16 protein-coding genes are annotated in these 18287 nt (G+C 67.3%); all 16 read right to left on the reverse strand.

The features are described 5' to 3' along the window. Positions 1–2 precede the first annotated feature (2 nt). Positions 3–2891: a transglycosylase SLT domain-containing protein gene (locus J2126_RS00580; protein ID WP_209483159.1), complete on the reverse strand. Its 2889-nt coding sequence runs from the start codon at positions 2889–2891 to the stop codon at positions 3–5. Then, entirely contained in the window at positions 2891–3337 is a 447-nt protein-coding gene (locus J2126_RS00585; RefSeq protein ID WP_209483161.1) for a hypothetical protein, read from the reverse strand. The genes J2126_RS00580 and J2126_RS00585 overlap by 1 nt, the downstream gene beginning before the upstream one ends. A gap of 2 nt (positions 3338–3339) precedes the next feature. Next, positions 3340–3708, reverse strand: a complete 369-nt coding sequence (locus tag J2126_RS00590) for a hypothetical protein (RefSeq protein WP_209483163.1) — start codon at positions 3706–3708, stop codon at positions 3340–3342. Next, on the reverse strand, positions 3698–6685 hold the full coding sequence (locus tag J2126_RS00595; RefSeq protein ID WP_209483165.1) for a hypothetical protein: 2988 nt from the start codon (positions 6683–6685) through the stop codon (positions 3698–3700). Before J2126_RS00595 ends, J2126_RS00590 begins: the two co-directional genes overlap by 11 nt. Then, the gene (locus J2126_RS00600; protein ID WP_209483167.1) at positions 6685–7317 is read right to left on the reverse strand and encodes a hypothetical protein; all 633 of its coding nucleotides are present in this window, start codon (positions 7315–7317) and stop codon (positions 6685–6687) included. Before J2126_RS00600 ends, J2126_RS00595 begins: the two co-directional genes overlap by 1 nt. A 1-nt stretch (position 7318) precedes the next feature. After that, the gene (locus J2126_RS00605; RefSeq protein ID WP_209483169.1) at positions 7319–7792 is read right to left on the reverse strand and encodes a hypothetical protein; all 474 of its coding nucleotides are present in this window, start codon (positions 7790–7792) and stop codon (positions 7319–7321) included. A 69-nt stretch (positions 7793–7861) separates the two neighbouring features. Further along, on the reverse strand, positions 7862–8122 hold the full coding sequence (locus J2126_RS00610) for a hypothetical protein (protein WP_209483171.1): 261 nt from the start codon (positions 8120–8122) through the stop codon (positions 7862–7864). 4 nt (positions 8123–8126) lie between these two features. Next, positions 8127–8975 (reverse strand): phage capsid protein, encoded by an 849-nt coding sequence (locus tag J2126_RS00615; protein ID WP_209483172.1) that lies wholly within the window; start codon positions 8973–8975, stop codon positions 8127–8129. 194 nt (positions 8976–9169) lie between these two features. Continuing rightward, positions 9170–10132, reverse strand: coding sequence for a hypothetical protein (locus J2126_RS00620; protein WP_209483174.1), 963 nt, complete (start codon positions 10130–10132; stop codon positions 9170–9172). After that, positions 10129–10485 carry a hypothetical protein gene (locus J2126_RS00625; protein ID WP_209483176.1) on the reverse strand — a complete coding sequence of 119 codons (357 nt, stop codon included), beginning with the start codon at positions 10483–10485 and terminating at the stop codon, positions 10129–10131. The genes J2126_RS00620 and J2126_RS00625 overlap by 4 nt, the downstream gene beginning before the upstream one ends. Continuing rightward, positions 10482–12218, reverse strand: coding sequence for a portal protein (locus J2126_RS00630; protein ID WP_209483178.1), 1737 nt, complete (start codon positions 12216–12218; stop codon positions 10482–10484). Before J2126_RS00630 ends, J2126_RS00625 begins: the two co-directional genes overlap by 4 nt. Continuing rightward, entirely contained in the window at positions 12215–15427 is a 3213-nt protein-coding gene (locus J2126_RS00635; protein WP_209483180.1) for a non-contractile tail sheath protein, read from the reverse strand. The genes J2126_RS00630 and J2126_RS00635 overlap by 4 nt, the downstream gene beginning before the upstream one ends. After that, the gene (locus J2126_RS00640; protein WP_209483186.1) at positions 15427–15645 is read right to left on the reverse strand and encodes a hypothetical protein; all 219 of its coding nucleotides are present in this window, start codon (positions 15643–15645) and stop codon (positions 15427–15429) included. The genes J2126_RS00635 and J2126_RS00640 overlap by 1 nt, the downstream gene beginning before the upstream one ends. Further along, positions 15645–17264: a terminase gene (locus J2126_RS00645; protein WP_209483189.1), complete on the reverse strand. Its 1620-nt coding sequence runs from the start codon at positions 17262–17264 to the stop codon at positions 15645–15647. Before J2126_RS00645 ends, J2126_RS00640 begins: the two co-directional genes overlap by 1 nt. Continuing rightward, positions 17257–17706, reverse strand: coding sequence for a hypothetical protein (locus tag J2126_RS00650; RefSeq protein WP_209483190.1), 450 nt, complete (start codon positions 17704–17706; stop codon positions 17257–17259). Before J2126_RS00650 ends, J2126_RS00645 begins: the two co-directional genes overlap by 8 nt. After that, positions 17706–18236, reverse strand: a complete 531-nt coding sequence (locus J2126_RS00655; RefSeq protein ID WP_209483192.1) for a hypothetical protein — start codon at positions 18234–18236, stop codon at positions 17706–17708. The genes J2126_RS00650 and J2126_RS00655 overlap by 1 nt, the downstream gene beginning before the upstream one ends. Positions 18237–18287 lie beyond the last annotated feature (51 nt).

Raw genomic sequence — 18287 nt, forward strand, 5'->3', positions numbered from 1 at the left:
TGTCACTCCGGAATTGTCACACCGCCGACTGCGCCCTTTGGCGCGTCGGAATAGGGTTGGGCTTCCTGGGCGGCGCGGGTCCGGCGGAGCGGATAGCCCGTGTACGCTTGGGAGATCGTGTCCTTCACCCGCTCGTCTTCATTGGACTTCTGAAGCTGCGCCTGATCGTCCGCTTTCTTCGCGGCCTTGCCATCGAAGCGGACCCGCACCGGCAAATTGTCTGCCCCGCGCAATTCATCCCATTTGCCGGTTTCGTCCTTGAACCAGACGCCGTAGCGAGGCGGCCGCGCGTTCTCAGCGCCGGACTCCAGCGCCTTCACATCTGCGGCGGTTTCGGGCGTCGAAATCAGCTCCCAGTCCTGCGCCTTCACCCCCGCCTTCTTCATCACCCCCTCAACAGAGGTCTTCATCCAGTCGAAGGAGTTGTTCACCGGCTGGTAGTAGCGCTCCGGGGGATAGTTCATGACGCGGCCGCCCTTGCCCATCAGCGGAAGGCTGTTCCACCATGAGCGGTCCCCGCCGCCATGAATGTCGGTCTCTCCCCACTGCCGCTGGAGCCGCTCGATGGTCAGCTTCTTCGCGAGGTCGGCATCGCCATTCGCGGCGACATACATTTCACGATAGAGCTTGGTGTAATCGTATTGGAGCTTCTGGGATTGGGGCGGGCTGAGCGGAGGTGTGCCGGCATACCCATCCTTGTCCGCCTGGGTCAGTTCATCGCCGGCCCCCTCGGTTGTCTTCACGTTGGTGGCGAAGATGGCCGGCAAGTCCGCGACGGTGAGTCCGAGCCCGTTGTTCGTGTCCTTCAGGGTCTTGTCCGCCTCTTTCAAAAGGCGCTCCCGCCCGGCTGCGGCCGCAGGGTCCGAGTCCTTTTTGATGAGGTCGAAAAGCTCCTGCGCTGTTCGAACGTTCGAGCCCTCTGCGAAAATGGATGCCGCGGTCGCCATCTTCGTCCCGAATGTTCTGGTGAACACGTCGGGACTGCGCTTGTACAGCGCGCTGAGGGCGCCCATGCTGAAGGTGAACGCGCCCAAGTCGCGCGACCCGTAGAGCGCCGAAAGTGGCCCCTGCACGTCCTTTGGGATCATACCGGTGCGGTCCAAGATTGCCGCAGCCTGCGCGACAGCTTGGGTGTCCTGCTTTCCCAAGTTCTTGCCGACACTTAGCGCGCCCGAATACAGCTCGACGGCCTTCTTGTCGTCCTTGTCCAGCGGGTCGAACGCATAGGCCTTGTTCTGGCCGTCGATCTTGTCGATGGCGTCGGCAAGGATATTCGTCTCGCCCTGGCGATCCTCGATCAGCTTCTCCAGCTTCACATATTCGCCGGCGTCGGTGATGACCCCGTTCTGCCGGTCCTGGACAAGGTTCGCGATGCCGTAAGTGCCGTCGTGGATGCCGAACTCGATCTGGTTGACGTAGGAGTCGTGGCGCTCCTTGTCTGCTGCGCGAATGCGGACCTGTTCCTGTCGCAGGCGCGCCTCCGACTGCTGGTCCATCGCGCTGCTGTAGGTGGCGTATGTGCCCGTGCCCCCAGACCCTTCCACTTTCCGCTGCCAGACGTCCATAAACTGCGCCGAGGTGACGTTCTCCACGCTGCCGAATTGGGCCTTCATGTCGCTCGGGATGTTGCCCCAGATCGCCAGCTTCGCCCACTTCTCGCCCTTCTGGCGCCCTTCGGCCGTCGAGAGCATGGACTGCCATGCAGGCTGATTTGGGTTGCGCATATGCGCCGCGAGGCCGGCGGCGCCTTGCTGGTGCATCAGATAGAGCTGGGTGGCCGTCGGGGGGCGACCGAACTCCTTCTGGAAGTCAGCCGCCCGCTCCTTCAGGATCCGGATTCCAGCCTCCGCATTGGCGCGCGCATCGAAGATGTCCCCGCCCCCGCCATACTTCGCCATCTCCTCGTCGGAGAGCTGGAACAGCCCCTTGTAGGAGCCGGTGACGTTGCGGGGATCGCCCGAGCTTTCAATGTCGGCATATGCCTTGAGCAGATTGGGGTCGAGGCCGTGCTTGGCGGCGAGGTCATCCAGGATTGCGGACACCTGCGGCGCCCGTCGGCTGAGCCCTTCTGCACGGCGCGCCGTTCCACCGCCGCCCGGCATGGCCGGCGTGACCCCTGCCCGTGCCGCCTGCTGCCGATCCATCTCGGTGGCGAATGTGCTCGCCTTCGCGCGCAGCGCCTTGGCTTCGTCGATCCGCCCTTCTCGCTCCGCTTGGTCAGCAAGCCTATGGTAGCCGTCAATTCGGCCTTGGATGAGCTTCGGCTCCCACTGCTCGATGATCCGGCTCTTTGCCTCAGGGGGAAGCCCAGACTGAGCGATGAGCTGGCCTAGCCCCGCATTGGTGGGATCCCACGCTTCAGGGTTTTGCTGGAGCCCATTGACCGCAGAAGTACCAAAGCGGTTGATCTCGCCCGTGTAGTGGTTGGTGCGTAGCCCCTCCATGGTGGAGCGGCCCCGCGCCTCATACTGCGCACGGGCCTGGGCAACGTCCGCCTCTTTCCGAGCGCGAAGCTTCGGGTCCGTGATGCCCGCGAGGTAAGCGCCGAAGTTCTTGTCGAACACCTCGCCGAACATCTTGTCCACGCCGGATCCATCCGCGGGAGCGCTTTTCATGCGCTCGTCCAATTCGCGGTTTACCGCCCCCGTGGTGTTGTAGAAGCCGGTCGTGGCGTTGAAAGCGTTGAGTTGCTCCTGTTCCGCCTTCTGCTTGTCGGCGATGCCCTGGAGGTCAGAGCCAACCCCGGAAATCGCGCGCCCGAGCCCTGCGACTGCCGCACCCGGCGCGCCAGCATTGGAGATGTTCGCGCGCGTCGGGGTGACGCGCACATCGCGGTCCACGCCGAAGTCCCGGCGCGGGCTGAAATCTTCGATATCGGGAATTTTGACCATCAGCCGTATGCCTTCGCCCAAGAGCCAAGACCGCTGACGATGGAGCTACCGGCGCCGATCATCGCCGCCTGCTTCGCGTTCTTCGCTTCCATCTCGGCCGCCTGGGCCTCCGTCAGCCACATGCGCTTCTTCTCCTGCCCCTCGTAGAGCGAGGTCGCCTCTCGCAATGACCCCTCCTGCTGGGTCACACCGATTTGGTTCAAAGTGGATGGATCGGCCGTGCCACCGCCGGAGAGCCCGGCCACCGCCTTCTGCGAGGAGATGAAGCGGTTCGTCTTGATCCGCTCGCCCTCAGCCTTGCGCTGGGCCGCAGCCTGCTCCTGACTGGCGTTGATGAGGTCCTGCTTCTTCTGGTACTCGGCCGCGGCCGCCTGTGCATTGCCGGCCGCGATGGTGCCGACGGCGGAGACCGCCGATCCGAGTAGGCCGATCAAGGGGGCGAACATCGTCAGGGCTCCCAGGCGAAGAGGCGCATGCCGAAGCGGGTCCCCACCTCCCGGAAGCCGAGGCGAGCGAGAAAGGCGGGCGCGGTCGGGATGATCGGCGAGGCGACGGCGAGCACCCGCTCGTGGCCGGCGTCGCGCGCAGCCTCGAGCACCCGGCGGCACTCCCGCCAGAAGGCGAGCCGATGGTGGCGCGCCTCGCGCGTGACCTTGCACCAGGCGATGACCTCGCCGCTCTCGCAGTAATCGAGGCCGCCGGCGGCGACAAACCGCCCGTCCACGAAGCCGATCAGGCCCACGGTCCGCTCGCCGGCCGCGCGGCCACAGTGCCGCGGCAGGTCCTCAGGGACCAGGGGGCGAATTTCAGGATTCATTGGTGGTGATCCCGAAGATGGTGCCCAGCACCGCCGCGGAATAAGGCGCCGCGCATTCGAGGCAGATGCGGGAATCCGTGTCGAAGCCGCCGCCCCACATGCCCATGGGCGCGTCATAGACCGTGTAGACCGCATCCTCCGCCTGGATCTCATCCCCCTCGATGGTAGGCATGGGGTCCATGAGGCCGAAGTCCGGCCCGTAGCGCAGCGCCTTCCTGTGCGCATGGGCAAGGGCGAAGCCGAACGACTTCACCGCCTTCTTCTGCAACAGCGCGGTGCCCACCCGCCCGCCATAGGCGAGCTTTGGCGACTTGTACCGGGCGCGGTAGGGGAGCCCGACTTTCAGGTCCGCCGAGACCACCACCGCCGCGCCGTCCAGCACGAGGCGGCCGTTGCTGATGGTCCCATAGGGCTTGTATTCGCTGCCGTCGGCGAGCACCTCGTCCCCGCGCAGCGCCACCACCTGCTTGCCTTCCAGGTGGCGGAAGGCGTCCGCCGCGGATGGGCTGCGCACGAAGGAGTCGCCGCCGACGAGCCCTCCCCTGCCCTCCTTCTCCCGCGCCCACTTCTCCAGATAGCGGCGCGTGCCGTCGGCTGTGGTGCGCCGGACGATGTAATAGACCGCATCCTCGCCCTTGGCCGGCAGGACCGCCACGTCCTCGATGACGCCGTCCGTCTCCACCGTGGACCAGCAGTCCACCTCTTCGAGGAAGTCCGTCATGAACATGGCGACCGTGCCATCCGGGCGGATGGCATGCACCCGCGTGTCCGGCTGGCGCTGGATGGCGATGGCGTCCACGCCCTCCAGGATTTCGTCGTTCAAGAGGTTCAGATCGCGCGCCTGATAGTCCTGCACCTGCGGGCTGTAGCTGAACTCCATGAGCCGCGTCTCGGAGCGATGCGCATAGATCGCCCGCGCGTCGAGGCGGCAGGGCTGTATATCGGGCGAGGTGCCATGGGTGGTCGCCGGCCGCGGCGTGAAAGCTCCCCCGGTCAGCGGCTCGTCGAAGGAGGACGAGCGGATAGACGAGATGCTGCCCTCGGTCCCCACCACCAGGCGGGACATGGGCAGGATGAAGCGGATGTTGTCCACGGTGCCGGTGGTGGAGACCGAGCGCGAGATCGCCGCGCTATCGCCGCTGTCGTTCGCCTCGATGTCATGGGACACGTAATTGTCCGAGACCGAGCCGTACATCTGGTCGCCCTTGGCCCAGAACAGCCGGCTTTCCGTGATGCCCACGGCCGTCGGCCAGCCCCGGTAGTCCGACCATTCCCCCTCCTTCCAGAAGTCCGAAAAGGTGGAATTGAAGAAGGGCTTCAGCACCTCAATTTCGCACTCGGTAGAGGAGACCACCCGCGTGATACGGCACCGCCCCTTGCCGCCGCCCCAGGGGTATTGCTGGTTCACGGTGAGGGAGCCGGACCGGTAGGTGCCATCCCGAAAGCCGAACTTGTGGAAATTGATCGCGTTGTTGTCGGTGATGAAGTCGGTGGTCTTCTCGCTCTTGTTGATCGAGGCGTTGTTCTTCGTGAAGGTGTTCTTCGACATGTTCGCGGCGTAGGGATCACCCTTGATCTTGTAGCCGCCGTCCGGATCGTCCCGCGAAACCATGTGGTAGGCGGACCCGTCGTAAAACCCTTGATAATTCGTCACGATCCAGCGCTCGGAGAAGAGCTGGTCGTTCTGGATGAAGCAGGTCCCCGTCACCCGCATCGGGTCCGTGTAGGCGTTGGAGGCCCCGAGGGTGAAGGTCTGGTTGTAGTTCTGGTTGAACACCTCGAAGAGGGCGTTGAGGTGCCCGGCGCGGAAGAAGGGGCGATCGGCGAAGATGCGGCCGTTGCCCTCGGTCACATCGACCCGGAGCTTTACCTGCTTCACCGTGACGTCTGCCGAGAACGGCCCGTCCTCCGGCCGGTAGATCACATGGGAGAAGGAGACCGGCGAGCGGCGCTCGAGGATGCTCGGTGCGCGCTTCTCCCGGGCCATGAACATCTGGTCACCCGACTGGTACCAGCGCAGCCGCTTCAGGTTGGCGAAGTCGCCCGAATAATAGTCCGCGTTGTAGCCGCCGTCGGCATAGTAGGGCAGCAGCAGCGGCCCGGCCGGCTCGAAGGCGATGGACTTGACGATGATCTCCCGCTGGAGCCGGCTCTCGAACTCAAACGTGTAGTCCCCGAGGTCCGGCGGGAGCACGATCGAGTGGTAGCCGGTGTCCAGCTCGGTATCGAAGACGGCGGGCCCGGACGGCGTGTTCACCCGGAAGATGACCGGCCCCCGGGTCACGTTGATGCGCACGCCCACCGCGGCGCGCCCGGCGCTGATGGGAATGGTCTGCCACACCCGGACCGATCCGCCGCGGGGGATCACGTTCAGGACGAGGCCGCGGCCATCGGCCACCGCCGTGGGATAGATCGGCGTGATGGTGCTCGCCGAGGAACCGCCGCCCGTCTGCGCCGCACCAAGGCCGTTCAGCAAGTTGTTCAGCCAGTCGGAGAGGTCGCCGATATCGAAGGACGGCTTGTCGTCGTCCTCCGGCGCCGGCGCGTCTGCGGGGGTTCCCGACACCCACGAGGACCAGCCGGTGAGGCCGTTGAGCCAGTTGCCGTTGACGAAGGCGGCGCCGGCATCACTCCGCTGAATGGGCTCCAGGCGCTCGATGAGCTCTCCCGGGTGCTCGCCCACCGTGACCTCGTCCCGCTGCCGCCAGAAGCGCAGGCCCAGCCGGCAGAACTCCACCAGCGCCATATCCTCCATGCTGAAGACAAAGGGCACCATCCGGGAGCGCGCGCCATGCTCGGCGATGGGCTCCAGGAACTCCAGCGGCGGGCGCATGAGCATGGGCCCATAGGTCTTCGGCACGAAGTTGCGCTGGAGCTCGGCGGCGAGGCGCATCTGGGCGAGATCGACGCGGGCGAGCGCCGTCTTCGCCACCTCGCCCCTGTTGAAGGTGACGACTTCGGGACGCAGCGTTGCCATCAGGGCCTCGCAGAGCCGTAGGCGTTGGGCCAGCGGCCACGCCGGCTGTTCACCCAGGAGGACGTCGGGAGCGGCTGTGAGCCGAGGTTGCCGGCATCGAGCGCCAGGGCCTCCACCAGGGCCTTGTCGGCCGCCTTCTCCAGCGTGACCGCCGCCTCTTTGCTGCCGATGGCCTTGGGCGCGATCTTGGCGGCGAGCATCAGGCTCATGGCGTGCGCGAAGTGGGCGGACCACTGCCCGACGTCCCCGCCGAACTGGTCGTGGCAGGACACATAGCGCACGTAGAGCGGGCTGATGTTGGCGTACCAGTGCCCGCCCTGATCGAGGAAGGGCACGAGGCCGGCCCGCATCTGCTCACTGGCGGCGATCACGTGCGTGCGCTTCCAGTCGCAGGGCTTGGAGAAGGCGTGGTCATAGCCGAAAGCGGGGGTGAACCCCTCATCCGGGTCGATCATCACGGCGCGCAGGGCGAAGGACCACGAGCCGGCCTCCAGGCACCGGTCCCGCACGTCGCACCAGTTCCGGTCGAGGAGGCGCTTCGCCTCCCCGCCCCCGGTGTCCTGCATGTCGGCGAGCGTGCGCTGGCCCAGCTCCGTCAAAGCGGAGTTGTAGATCGACAGGACCGAGGCCATGTCAGGCCACCACCGCCATGGCCTGCTCGGCCAGGAGACGCTCCACCTCTGCCACCGCGTCCTCGCGCGTCGCCAGCTCGCGGGCCACCACCTCCAGCGTTTCGGTACGGATGACGCACCACTTGGCCGTCGGACCCTGCCACTTGGCGAAGAAGGCCGGCCGCTGGGCGCGCTCCTCGGCGGAGGCCTCGCGTTGCTCCACCAGTCGCTCCATGGCGACGGGATCGACATAGGCGCGCAGCACGCGCAGCTTCGGGCCGGAGATATCCACGGCGAGCACCCGCAACTCCACGTCGAGCGACTGGTCCAGCGCGAAGATGTTCACGAGGTCGCCGGGCTTCAGGAGCGCCCGGATGTGGGTCCACCAGGACGGGTTCGACAGATCGTCGATATGGACGCCCGCCGGCACCTTGATGGTGTAGGAGACGCAGGCGAAGGGCGTCTCCTTCAGGTCGTTCACGAACGGCTTGTACATGCTGGGCTCCAAAGAAAAGCCCCGCCGAGCGGGCCCGGCGGGGCGTGTGTTTCAGCGATGGTCGGGCCGTCAGGTGATGGAGAGGCCCGCCGAGAGGGTGGCGCCAGCGCCCGACACCGCGGTCACGCGATGGAAGGTGATGGCGTTGGTGTCGGTCTTCGACACGATGACGATGTCCCCCACCTTCATGCCCATCTTCAGCGCATCCGCGATGTAGCCGGCGCCGGCCACGGTCGCGGTCGCGTCCGTGCTGGCGTAGCGCCACATCTTGAAGTCGCCGCCGAGGGGCTCGAAGGAGACGGTGACGAGGTTGTCCCGATTGTAGGCCATGGGCTCACTCCGCCACGTATTCGGAGCCGTCGTGCGCCACCAGCACGAGAGCGCTGTTCTGCAGCAGCTTCGCGCCGTGGAACACGGAGGCCCGGAAGAAGTAGAAGTCGTCTTCCTCGTTGTAGCCGGCGGCCGTGCTCATCCCGGCCGTGTCGATGGCATGGCCGAGGGCGTTCTTGTGGTACATGAAGCAGGTCTCGTTGGCCGTGCCCACGCCCGGAAGGCGGTTGTGCACGATCCACTTCAGGCCCGCGTACATGTAGCGGTTGCCCTCCTGCGGGGAGGCCCCGCCGGCGGTGAGCGGGGTGGCGCCCCGATAGAGGGACGACGCGAACTCCGGCACCTGGAGCATGTAGGCTTCATAGGCCGGAGAGATGACGAAGTGGATGTTGCCATCCAGATCGATCTTGTTGTTCAGCAGGATGGTGCGCGCCCGCAGGGTGTTGCTGAGGCTCGCCTTCTTGGCGGCGCCCGTGTCCTGCGTGCCCTGCTGGAGTTCGGCGATGATGACGTCGTCGATCTCGCGATTGATGACGCCCACCGACTCCACCTGCTGGAGCTGGCGCATGTCGGCCTGGGCGGTGAAGAAGTTGAAGCGGGTCTGCTCCACCTTGTCGTGGGCCTCGACCAGCGGAGCGGTGATCTGCTGGACGTTGTTCTTGCGGGCGGGAATGCGACCGTTCATGCCGCGCGTGGTCGCCGAGGCGCCGCCGGAGCCGCCCAGGGGGAACACCACCTGGTTGCCGGCGATCATGCCCTCGGTGATGCAGGTGTCGCGCAGCAGCGCATTGCGCTGTTCGAACACCTTCACCCACTCGCGGCGGTAAACGGTCATGGGAGCCGTATCGGCCATGACTGTTCTCCAGATCTGACGATGTAGGGGGTCAGCCGCTCGATGCGGGGTGGCCGGCTGTCGCCGCTGCCGCTCTTGTGCGGGTGTTCCGTCTCAGGCGGCCGGCAATGCCGGGGTGGCCCCGATCAGGAACGAAAAGCGAACTCTATGTAACGAATATTGATAATTCAGGCAAGACTCATCACGAACGACCATCACGCAACCTTCTGGCCGCGCGCCTCCATGTAGGAGAGGAGGCGGGAATACTCCTCCTGGATGGCGGGCGAGCGGTACTTCGACCAGTCCTTGGTGCGCAGGTCCTCGATTTCCTTGATGCGCTCGGCGGCGCTGGCCGGGGTGACGGAGCCGTCTCCGGCATATTCGCGGATGGAGGGGTTCGCGTTGACCCCGACGTTCACCAGGAAGCGCAAGACGTCAGGGTTGTTGCCGAGCTTCTTCCCGTCGGCGCCGCGCGCGCCCATGATGGCGCCGAAGAGCTCCTCGTTGCCTTCAAAGATGGCCTGCACCGTCTGGATGTTGCGGCCGAACTCGTGGCCCCAGTCCTTGCGCAGCAGCTCGGCGCCGTCGCTCTGGTCCTTATCATCCTGCACCAGGCGTGCCTCGGCGGCCTTCTGCTGGGCCGCGAGATACCAGTTCACCTGCCCCTTAACGAGATTTGGCGGGATGTGGTTGGCGTGGGCGAACGCCCGGTATTCCTCCAGCGTCGCCTTGGTCGCCTCGTCCGGGGTGAAGCCCACCGGAAACTGGATGTCATAGCCGTCCGGCTTCTCCGGGATCCCGTTGGCCTTGCGATAGTCGGCGATCTGCTCCGGGGTGGGGTTCTCCGGCAGCTTCTTGACCGTCTTCAGCTCGCCGGACGCGAGCTTGTCCACCAGCTCCTTGTGCGCCTTCACGAAGGCCTTGCCGTCGGAATAGCGGTCCAGGACCTTGGAGGTGGCATCGTCCCCGCCCGCCCAGTCCGAGCGCAGGGTGGCCCAGTCGGCGGCGGGCGCGCTCTTGCCGGCATCCTGCTGCCCCTGTGGCGCGCCGCCCTCGCCGATGGTCTTCCCGGCGGGCTTGGCGCCATCCTGCTGCTGGGCCGCGGCCTGCTGCTGCGCGGCGGCGGCCTGCGCATCGTTGCCCTGCTGCTGTGCAGGGGCCTGCTGCTGATCGCTCATTTCGGTTCCTTTGTGGCGGGCCTCGTCTCCAGCACGAGGCGGGTGTTGAGCATTCGGACGATCTGCTGGCCGGCGAAGGTCCGCCCCTGGGCGAAGGCCATGCCGAGGCCCGTTGGATCGTCAGGCCAGCGGAAGGATAGGTCATAGGTCCGGCAGGCCTTGTGGATGATCCAGTCGAGGGCAAGCTGCTGCTGCTCCGGGCTCGCCGCGCCAGCAGCCAGCGCCTGGACGGCGGCGTGCTCGGCGACGGAGAACGCGGCCGGAAGGTGCGGAGCATCGGCGCGCAGGGTGAAGGGCTTGGCCTTCGGAGCGACGACGCGCTCCCCAGCGGGATCAGGGGTCGGCTTCTTCATGCTGCGGCTCCGCCGAGGCCCTGAAGCAGGCTCGGAATGTTGATGCCGGCAGCGGCGGCGTCCTTCGCGGCACCGGCGACCGCGCCGGCGGCCTCACCGCCCTGCTGCACCTGTTGCATGGCCGCTTCGGCCTGCTGCTGCTTCGCCTGGGCTTCACGCTCCTGCTGCACCTGGTCCTCGGGCTTGATCCAGCCGGACGGCCAGCCGAGGCCGCGCAGGGATTCCCGGGTGGCTTTGTTGAGGTCCACGTTCTGCGGAACGGTCGGGTCGAACGCCGCGGCGCCCTGCATGAGCTGGAGGCCGGTGCCGAGCTGCTGGGCCTTCACCTCTTCTGCCGCCTGCCGCAGCGGGGACTTGTACGTGAAGGCCAGTTCCCGCCCGCGCAGGACCGCGGGGATTTCCTCGCGCGGCCCGAAGAGATCGGTCTGGAAGCCGATGGCGATGGACTTCTCCAGCACCCGCCCGTTGTACTCGGTCTCCAGCGGGCCGAAGAGCGGGGTCGCAGCGCGCGCGAACTCCTCCATCCGCTTCTGCACCTCGAAGGCCGTCATGTCCTTGAACTCGGGCAGCGTCAGCTTGTTGAGGTAGAAGAGGTCCTTCATCATCGCCATGTGGCGGTCGTAGAACTCCTTGGCCGGCTCGAACGCCTGGGTCTCGAACAACGCCTCCACCACCTTGCCGGTCCGGTCGTCATAGTCCGGGTCCACATAGGTGACGCCTCCGGCATAGACGTTGACCCCGCCCCTCAGCTTCTCCCCGCGAGCGATCAGCGGCGGGTCCACTCCCTTCTCCGCCGATTCCAGCATGGAGAGCGTCATGCGCTGGAGAAGCCGGGCGTCGGGCAGGCCGATGATGGTCGGCGGCGCGAAGGCGTAGGGGGACAACGTCGAGAGCCGCCAGCGCACGATCACATAGGGATTGATGCGCAGCGGGGTCTCCCGCATGACGTGCTCGTGGGCCTTGTCCACGACGATCTGCATGAAGGGGAACGCCTCGCGCCGCCTCGCCTTCGCGTTCTCGCTCTCCCCGGTATAGGCGTAGTCCCACACCTCCACCGGCACCACGACGGAGAAGCACGGCACGTCGCCGTAGGGGTTCTTCTCCATCATCTCCACCACCTTGTCGCAGACGTGCTGCCGGCCGAACTCCTGCAAGAGGCCGCGCGCCGTGCCCTTGAAGCGGCGCGCCACCGTGTCCACCTCGCGCAGGGCGTTCTCCGCCCAGGCCACATCCCTGAGGTGCCAGTTCTGGAGCAGGAAGCCGATGCCCGCCGGATGGCGCTCCACCGTGAGCACTGCGTTGCCGAACGCCACGAAGTCATGGTCCGCCGCCGTGGTGGCGCGCATGAACAGCGCCTTGGGATCCTCCAGCGCCCGCCAGAGCCTCAGGCCGCTGCGCTCCAGCCACGGCGCGGCGGAGTCGTGCTGATCGATCTCCTCCCGGCCGGAGGACATGCCGAACCACTTCTGGCCCGGCGGGCGGAGCATCGCCTGGATGGACGAGGCCAGCTCCTCCCGCAGCTTCACCGGATAGGAGGTCATGAGGTGGTCGGCGAACTCGGCGCCCGGCGTGCGCTGGAGCGTGAACTCCGCGCGCTCCGGATAGAACTGGTCCGCGATCTGCTGCCACAGGCTCTCCATGGTGGCGCGGTTCGAGAACAGCCGGTCTCCAAGCTCGATCACCACCTTCGCCTTATCCGAGGGGGTGCGTTCGTCCTTCCAGCGCTGCCTCATGCCGGCACCTCGATCACGGAATAGGTGGAGGGGCCGAGCACGCCGCCGGCGCGCCGCATCACGTAGACTGCGACATAGCCGGCGAGCTGGCCGTAAGCCGCCTGCTGCGCGGCCTCGGAGAAGGTGAAGGCCGGGCCGGTGACCTCCGTGTAGGAGAGGCGCGCCCCGGTGGTGACGGAGATGTTGATGACCGCAAAGCCCTCGCCGGCGCCGCCGTCCCAGCTCACCGTGATGTCGTCGTTCGCCTCGCGCGTGGCACCGACGCCCGTCGGCGGCCCCATCACCGTCCAGGCGGGCGCCGAACCGGCGCGGTCCAGCATTTCCGCCACAGCCTCCGCCAGCTCGGCGGCCGTCGTCTGGTAGACCGGCGCGAGATAGTGGATGCGGCCGGGACCCGGCATCTCCACCACGTAATTGTGCCAGTCCTCGGCGCCGGGCACCCAGGACCCAATCCGGATGTTCGCGTCCGCCGCGGCGACGGCAAGCTGGACGTCGCGATAGGCCTTGTAGGTGGCCCCGATCGGCTCCGGCGGCGGTTCCCCTGCCCCGTAGAAGGCGCGGCCGAGCGTCTGGGTCCAGATCGGCAGCGCTGCGTTCCCCAGCCCCGCCCTGAGGTCCGTGAAGATCCGCTCCATGGCGGTGCGGAAGCGCGTTGCATCCGAATGGCGGGTGGTCTCGAACTCGGAGGTGGCGGAGGCGTCGTTCTCGCCCTGCGCCCAGATGATGGCGGAGACGGGCACCCCGAGCCCCGTGCCGATGGCAATCGCCTGCGACAGGCGCGGCCCGCTGATGCCCGCGTCGAGGTCCCACCAATAATTGGTCCCGGACGACGGATTGTCGTCGGCCCAGCGATCCGCCGCGGAGGAGCCCCAGGCGGCCTGCACCGGGATCACCTCCACGTTGCTCAGGCCCAGCGCTGCGGCGAGTGCCCGCCGGAATGCCGCCGCCGAGCCCTGCGCCAGCGTCGCGCCCGAGAGCGTGGTGAAGTGGCCGAGGGCGTTCGACTGCCCGCAGAACATAACCGCCCGCTTCACGATGGCGGCGTTGTTGACGGGCACGGCTCCCGAAAGGGCCGCCGCCGCCTCGCCGTCGGTGGCAACCCGCCACACCAGGAAGGTGGGGGCGAAGCCGAAGTCGTCGGCGGAGAGCTCAACCGGATAATCGAACCGCACCCGCCCCTCGACCACCGTCGGGGTGTCGATCTCCACCGTGCGCACCGCCGCGCGCGTGGAGGGGTCGTAGATCGTGAGGGTGTAGCTCACCTCCCCGGGGTCCTCGCCATTCGGGCTCCAGGAGAAGCGCACGTCGCCGAAGCTGTTGCCCACCATCTGGAGGTCCGCCGGCGGCTTGCGGACATCGTCGAAGTCGCCGGGATCCTCATAGGGCGGGACGGGATTGCCGCCCGTGCCCGGCGCCGGAATGAATGAGAAGCCGCCCGAACGGATCGGCCCGCCCTCATAATCGGCGCATCCGCAGGAGCAGGCCTCGGTCTCGGCGGATGCCTGCCACACGAAGCCGTCCCGCCACACCTGCGGCCGGGCCCACACATAGGTCTCGGCCACGCCCCACTGGAATCCGTCGTTCAGCGCCTGGTCGATGCGGGGCCAGATCGTGTCGGCGGTGTCGGGCAGGAGGTTGAAGCCGCCGAAGAAGTGGAGGCGGTCGAGGCTGTAGCCGAGCTTGCCGATCCCGGCGGCCAGCGTGCCGGAATGGAGCGTCCACTCCCCGGTGATGATCCAGTCGTAATCCTCGAGCTGGACGATGTCCCAGGCCGGCGAGCGCCACGCCCGATAGGGGAAGTTCAGCACCTCGAGGATCGGCGCAGCCGGGTTCAGCACCTGCGGAGTGAAGATCAGGATCAGGCTCGTGGCGTCGGGATGCGCAGCCTTCACGTGGTCCCGCAGGTAGAGCGTCGAGGCGCCGAGCTTGTCCCGGAGCCATGAGAGATAGGGCCCGTGCGGGCCGACCGGATCGAAAGACGACTGGAGGAAGGGTGTCGGCACCGCGAACCCGGTCTCGGTGGTGAAGAGCGCTCGCGTGCCCGCGTCGTAGATGCACGGCGAGCCGTCGGTATAGGTCCCGTCCCACCACCAGGGCTCGCCCACCTGGAAGAACAGCGGGGCGCCCATGGCCTTCAGCGTGTCCATGCACCAGCCGAAGATGGCGCTGAGATAGTCGAGGCCCGCAGTGTTCGTGGGCGCGATCAGCGTCGAGGGCGGTTCCCAGCCGGTCTGGGCCGGGGCATCGTTCCATGCCCGCTGCATCCAGGCCGAGGGGCACACGCTCTTGAGGATCTCATAGGAGAGCGAGACCACGATGCGAAAGCCCGTGCCGGCGAGCCGCATGAACAGATCGGTGAGCCACGTCCGGGTAGGCGCGTTGAGCACGGGCTTGCCCGGATCGACGATGAAACGCCCCTCCCCCGCGTCCCAAGTCACCTGGTGCATGTGGGTGATGCCCAGATAGAGCACATACCAGCCGCGGTATCCGAGGCGCCGCACGCCATCCACGATCCGCTGCGGCGTCAGGTGATAGGCATCGTCCAGACCATCGGCGATGCGGAGGCTATGGGCGGCCTGGGGCGCGGTGCACACGCTGAGGCTGGTCCGGGAGCCGGTGCAAAAGATGTTGTAGAGCTCCAGCGTCGCCTCCACCTCCTCAATGGGGAGCCGCGCCGTATTGTCCTCCAGCGGCACATAGGCCGGCGGGATGACGCCGATGAAGAACCGCTTGATGTTGTGCCAGGGGATCGTCACCGCCTCGGCGGGCAGATTGAAGCCGCCCTCGACGCTGGAGAAGTCGAGGAGCACGCGCCCGTTCAGCGGCGTGCCGGCGATCCGGTAATTCTCCAGGCGGACGTAATAGGGCGTCTCCGCCTCGTTGTTCTCGATGGCGGTGAGGACCAGCCCGCGGTCGTGGTCGAGCGGCAGGAGGTTCTTCAGCCGGAAATCGAACCTGAGGACGCAGCCGCGATAGTCGGTGTCGGTGGCGTAGCGATAGAGCTGGTGGCTCTCCGCATCCACGCTGTGCCAGATCAGCCCCACCAGGTCCTTGTCGGTCCTGAAGGTGCAGGACAGATTCAGCGCCCGGTCGCCGGCGGTCACCAGCGAGGCAGCGCACTGGATGTTGAAGTCGATCTGCCAATAGGCCGGGTCGAAGCGCAGGATGCTGCCGTCCTGCGGTCCCGGTGCCTTGGCGAGCAGGCTCATTAGGAGGTGCCCGAAGCCTTGGTGGCGGTGTAGGGCCCAGTGCCCGGCTGGGCGATCGTGCCCTGCGAGAGCGTCTTCGACCGGCGCGAGGACGAGGTGGCGAGGGTGTCCTGCACCCGGCGCCGGCGCGCCTCCACGATAGAGGGATCCTCGCTGTCCGGCATGCGCTGGGGCGGCGGCGGATCGGGCACCTTGGTGTCAAAGCAGAAGCGGGCCATCAGCCGTGTTTCCTCTTGATGTGGGCATAGCCCCGGTTGGCGGTGGTCTCCTGACCGCGGGGCGTGATGCCCCATTCGCGGTTGCGGGCGGCGACGGCCTCGGCGGAGGCGCGCTCGCCCTCGGACCAGGCCATGACGACGGCGTCGCCCTTGTCCGGCGAGCGGCCGATGCGCTCCTTGATGTCTTCCTTCGGCTCGACCTTGATGCCGGAGCGGGTGAGCTCGAAGCGGGCGGCGCATAGGTCGACCCTCAGCTCATCGTCCGGCGGCAGCACCACGTGGGAGCCGCCGGGCTGGGCGGGATCGAGCGCCTCGCGCAGCCGCCAGATGGCCTCGGCGCGCTTGTTGAAAAAGGCGAGGTTGGCGGCGTCCTTGGTGCGCGCGGTGCTGGGGGCCGCGCCGTTGAAGCCCACGACGGTGAAGCCGTTGCTCTTGAGCATGTTGGTTGGCAGGCCGCCGTAGCCGCCGCCCATGTCCATCACGACGGGGCAGCGGTCGCGCATCACGGCCGCCACCTCGCGCACCACCGCCGAGGCGTCGTCCACTCGGATGCCCTTCACCTCCACCAGCGGCTGGTAATAGCCGCCATACCGGGGCGAGAGGATGCAGCGATCACGCCCGCCGCCGTTGGGATCACAGGCGATCACCGTCATGGGGATCAGCCCGAACGGGGTCTCCGCCGTCCACCGCTGCTGCGCCTCCATGACCCAGCGCGTGGGGATCACCTGGTTCTCGTCGTCCTTCAGGGAGACGTCGAACCGGCCTTCAAGATAGGCGGAGCGGTAGGGCTCCGGCATGGCGGCGAGCGTGTTCTGATAGCCCGCGTCGATCATGTCCGGGTTGTCGGCCACCCCGGAGCGGATGAAGGTTCGCGAGCGCGCCAACACCGGCTCGCCCGTCGCGGGGTTGATGACCGGCTGTCCCGTATTCGGGTGGTAGACCGGCCCCGGCCCCCACACCTCCGTGTCCTCGCCGTCGATGATGGCGTACCAGCGCAGCTCGCCGGGCTTGGCGGGCCGAGGGTGGCGCGGATCGAGCCACGGCCCCCACCGGCGGATGATCCAGTAGCCCTCCACGGTGGTGGGCGGATTGCCTGCGGAGACGACGCGGCAGCGCTGACCCACCTTGGAGGTGCGGTTCCAGCCGGTCACGAAGGTGTACTGGCTCTCCGTGAAGTCGGGCAGCTCATCGAAGCCGATCAGGTCGAAGGGCCGGCCCTTGAATGCCTGCTTGTCCTCCTCGCGCGCCATGGCCGCGAACTGCACGATGCGCTCGGGCAGGCGGAAGATGGGCGGCGGGGAGCGGTTGAGGCCGTTGGTGTGGCCGACGATCTGGCCGGAGCGGTCCACGAGGGCGCCCAGGTCCGTGTACTGGCGGCGGTAGATGATGGACCGCTCGTGCTGCGTCAGCGCGAGGCCCAGCAGGAGGTCGCTCTTTCCGCCGCCGGCGGCACCGCCGTAGAACAGTTCGTCCGCAGGGCTGTTCTGGGCGGCGAGCTGGGGCCCGAAGTTTGGCACCCACAGGTCCGGCACCGCGGCGCGCACCTGCGCCTTCAGGCGGGCGAGCTCTTCGGGCGGGAGCCCATCGAGCATGTGCCGCACCTCGGCGAGATCAGGCACCCGTAAGCCTCACCACATCAATGCCGCCGCCGAGGCCCGCGCCGAGCATGCATGCCGCCTGCACCGCCTGGATGGCGTCCGCTCCCACGGCCATGGCGCCCATGGCGTAGGACTCGCCCCCGCCGACGGCGAAATACTCTCCGGTCACTTCGACCGGGAAGCCATGGCCGTCGAAATAGTGCACCCGCCCCGTCGGCGAGACGAAGATCGCATCCATGTCGGCGAGGTTGCCCCGCGGCGGCACGAACTCGTCGCCCATGTGCAGGAGCGCCTCGGCCCATTCGCGGACACCCGCCATCGCCGACAGGTGCCCGCACGCGCCCACCAGCCAGCCGGCGGAGGTGCGCGTGATCTTGGCGACCCCGCCGGCCAGCATGCCGTGGGTGGAGGTGACGGCGCGGTCGGCCGCCATCACCCCGGCTCGATAGGCGATGACCGTCATTACGCCGCCGCCGCTTCGATGCCGGCCACCGTGCCGTTGGCGGCGATGGTGAAGCCCTGCCACTTGGCCGCGCCGGTGCACCAGATCACCACCAGCGCTCCGGCCGGGATCGCCGATTCAGCATTCGCCCCGGAGCCGCCGTTGATCGAGACAGTCGCCGGACTGTGGGAGCGCAGCTCGTATCCCGTGGCGGCCGGGAGCAGCACGAGAAACTTGGTGCCCGTGAGCGGGTTGGGGAGCGTGATGATCTTGTTCACGTCATCGGAGGTCACCTGGGCCATGCTGACCGCGCCCGCCACCTGCCCGGTGCCGGTGCCGTCCGCCGTGGCGGCATACGTGGCGCCCACGGTCGGCTGCATGGCGATGAAGGTGAAGGCACCATCCAGCAACTGGTTGCCGCCGGTGGTGACCACCTCCCCCGCTCCGGTCACCGGCGGCTGCTCTACCCCGTCGAGAACGATCTTGGTGGGGGCCGAGCGGGTGACACCGAGCTTGCGCCCGTGGATGGAGAGATAATCGTCGTAGGACATCGGACCCTCGCTTGTTGCTGGTTGCTGTGGGCTGGGCGCGCGAATTCAACC

The sequence above is a fragment of the Xanthobacter flavus genome (genome assembly GCF_017875275.1).
GTDB lineage: Bacteria > Pseudomonadota > Alphaproteobacteria > Rhizobiales > Xanthobacteraceae > Xanthobacter > Xanthobacter flavus_A.

Coding starts and splice junctions, on each gene's coding strand:
- J2126_RS00580 (WP_209483159.1), bottom strand. CDS start 2,891: ATGGTCAAAATTCCCGATATCGAAGATTTCAGCCCGCGCCGGGACTTC.
- J2126_RS00585 (WP_209483161.1), bottom strand. CDS start 3,337: ATGTTCGCCCCCTTGATCGGCCTACTCGGATCGGCGGTCTCCGCCGTC.
- J2126_RS00590 (WP_209483163.1), bottom strand. CDS start 3,708: ATGAATCCTGAAATTCGCCCCCTGGTCCCTGAGGACCTGCCGCGGCAC.
- J2126_RS00595 (WP_209483165.1), bottom strand. CDS start 6,685: ATGGCAACGCTGCGTCCCGAAGTCGTCACCTTCAACAGGGGCGAGGTG.
- J2126_RS00600 (WP_209483167.1), bottom strand. CDS start 7,317: ATGGCCTCGGTCCTGTCGATCTACAACTCCGCTTTGACGGAGCTGGGC.
- J2126_RS00605 (WP_209483169.1), bottom strand. CDS start 7,792: ATGTACAAGCCGTTCGTGAACGACCTGAAGGAGACGCCCTTCGCCTGC.
- J2126_RS00610 (WP_209483171.1), bottom strand. CDS start 8,122: ATGGCCTACAATCGGGACAACCTCGTCACCGTCTCCTTCGAGCCCCTC.
- J2126_RS00615 (WP_209483172.1), bottom strand. CDS start 8,975: ATGGCCGATACGGCTCCCATGACCGTTTACCGCCGCGAGTGGGTGAAG.
- J2126_RS00620 (WP_209483174.1), bottom strand. CDS start 10,132: ATGAGCGATCAGCAGCAGGCCCCTGCACAGCAGCAGGGCAACGATGCG.
- J2126_RS00625 (WP_209483176.1), bottom strand. CDS start 10,485: ATGAAGAAGCCGACCCCTGATCCCGCTGGGGAGCGCGTCGTCGCTCCG.
- J2126_RS00630 (WP_209483178.1), bottom strand. CDS start 12,218: ATGAGGCAGCGCTGGAAGGACGAACGCACCCCCTCGGATAAGGCGAAG.
- J2126_RS00635 (WP_209483180.1), bottom strand. CDS start 15,427: ATGAGCCTGCTCGCCAAGGCACCGGGACCGCAGGACGGCAGCATCCTG.
- J2126_RS00640 (WP_209483186.1), bottom strand. CDS start 15,645: ATGGCCCGCTTCTGCTTTGACACCAAGGTGCCCGATCCGCCGCCGCCC.
- J2126_RS00650 (WP_209483190.1), bottom strand. CDS start 17,706: ATGACGGTCATCGCCTATCGAGCCGGGGTGATGGCGGCCGACCGCGCC.
- J2126_RS00655 (WP_209483192.1), bottom strand. CDS start 18,236: ATGTCCTACGACGATTATCTCTCCATCCACGGGCGCAAGCTCGGTGTC.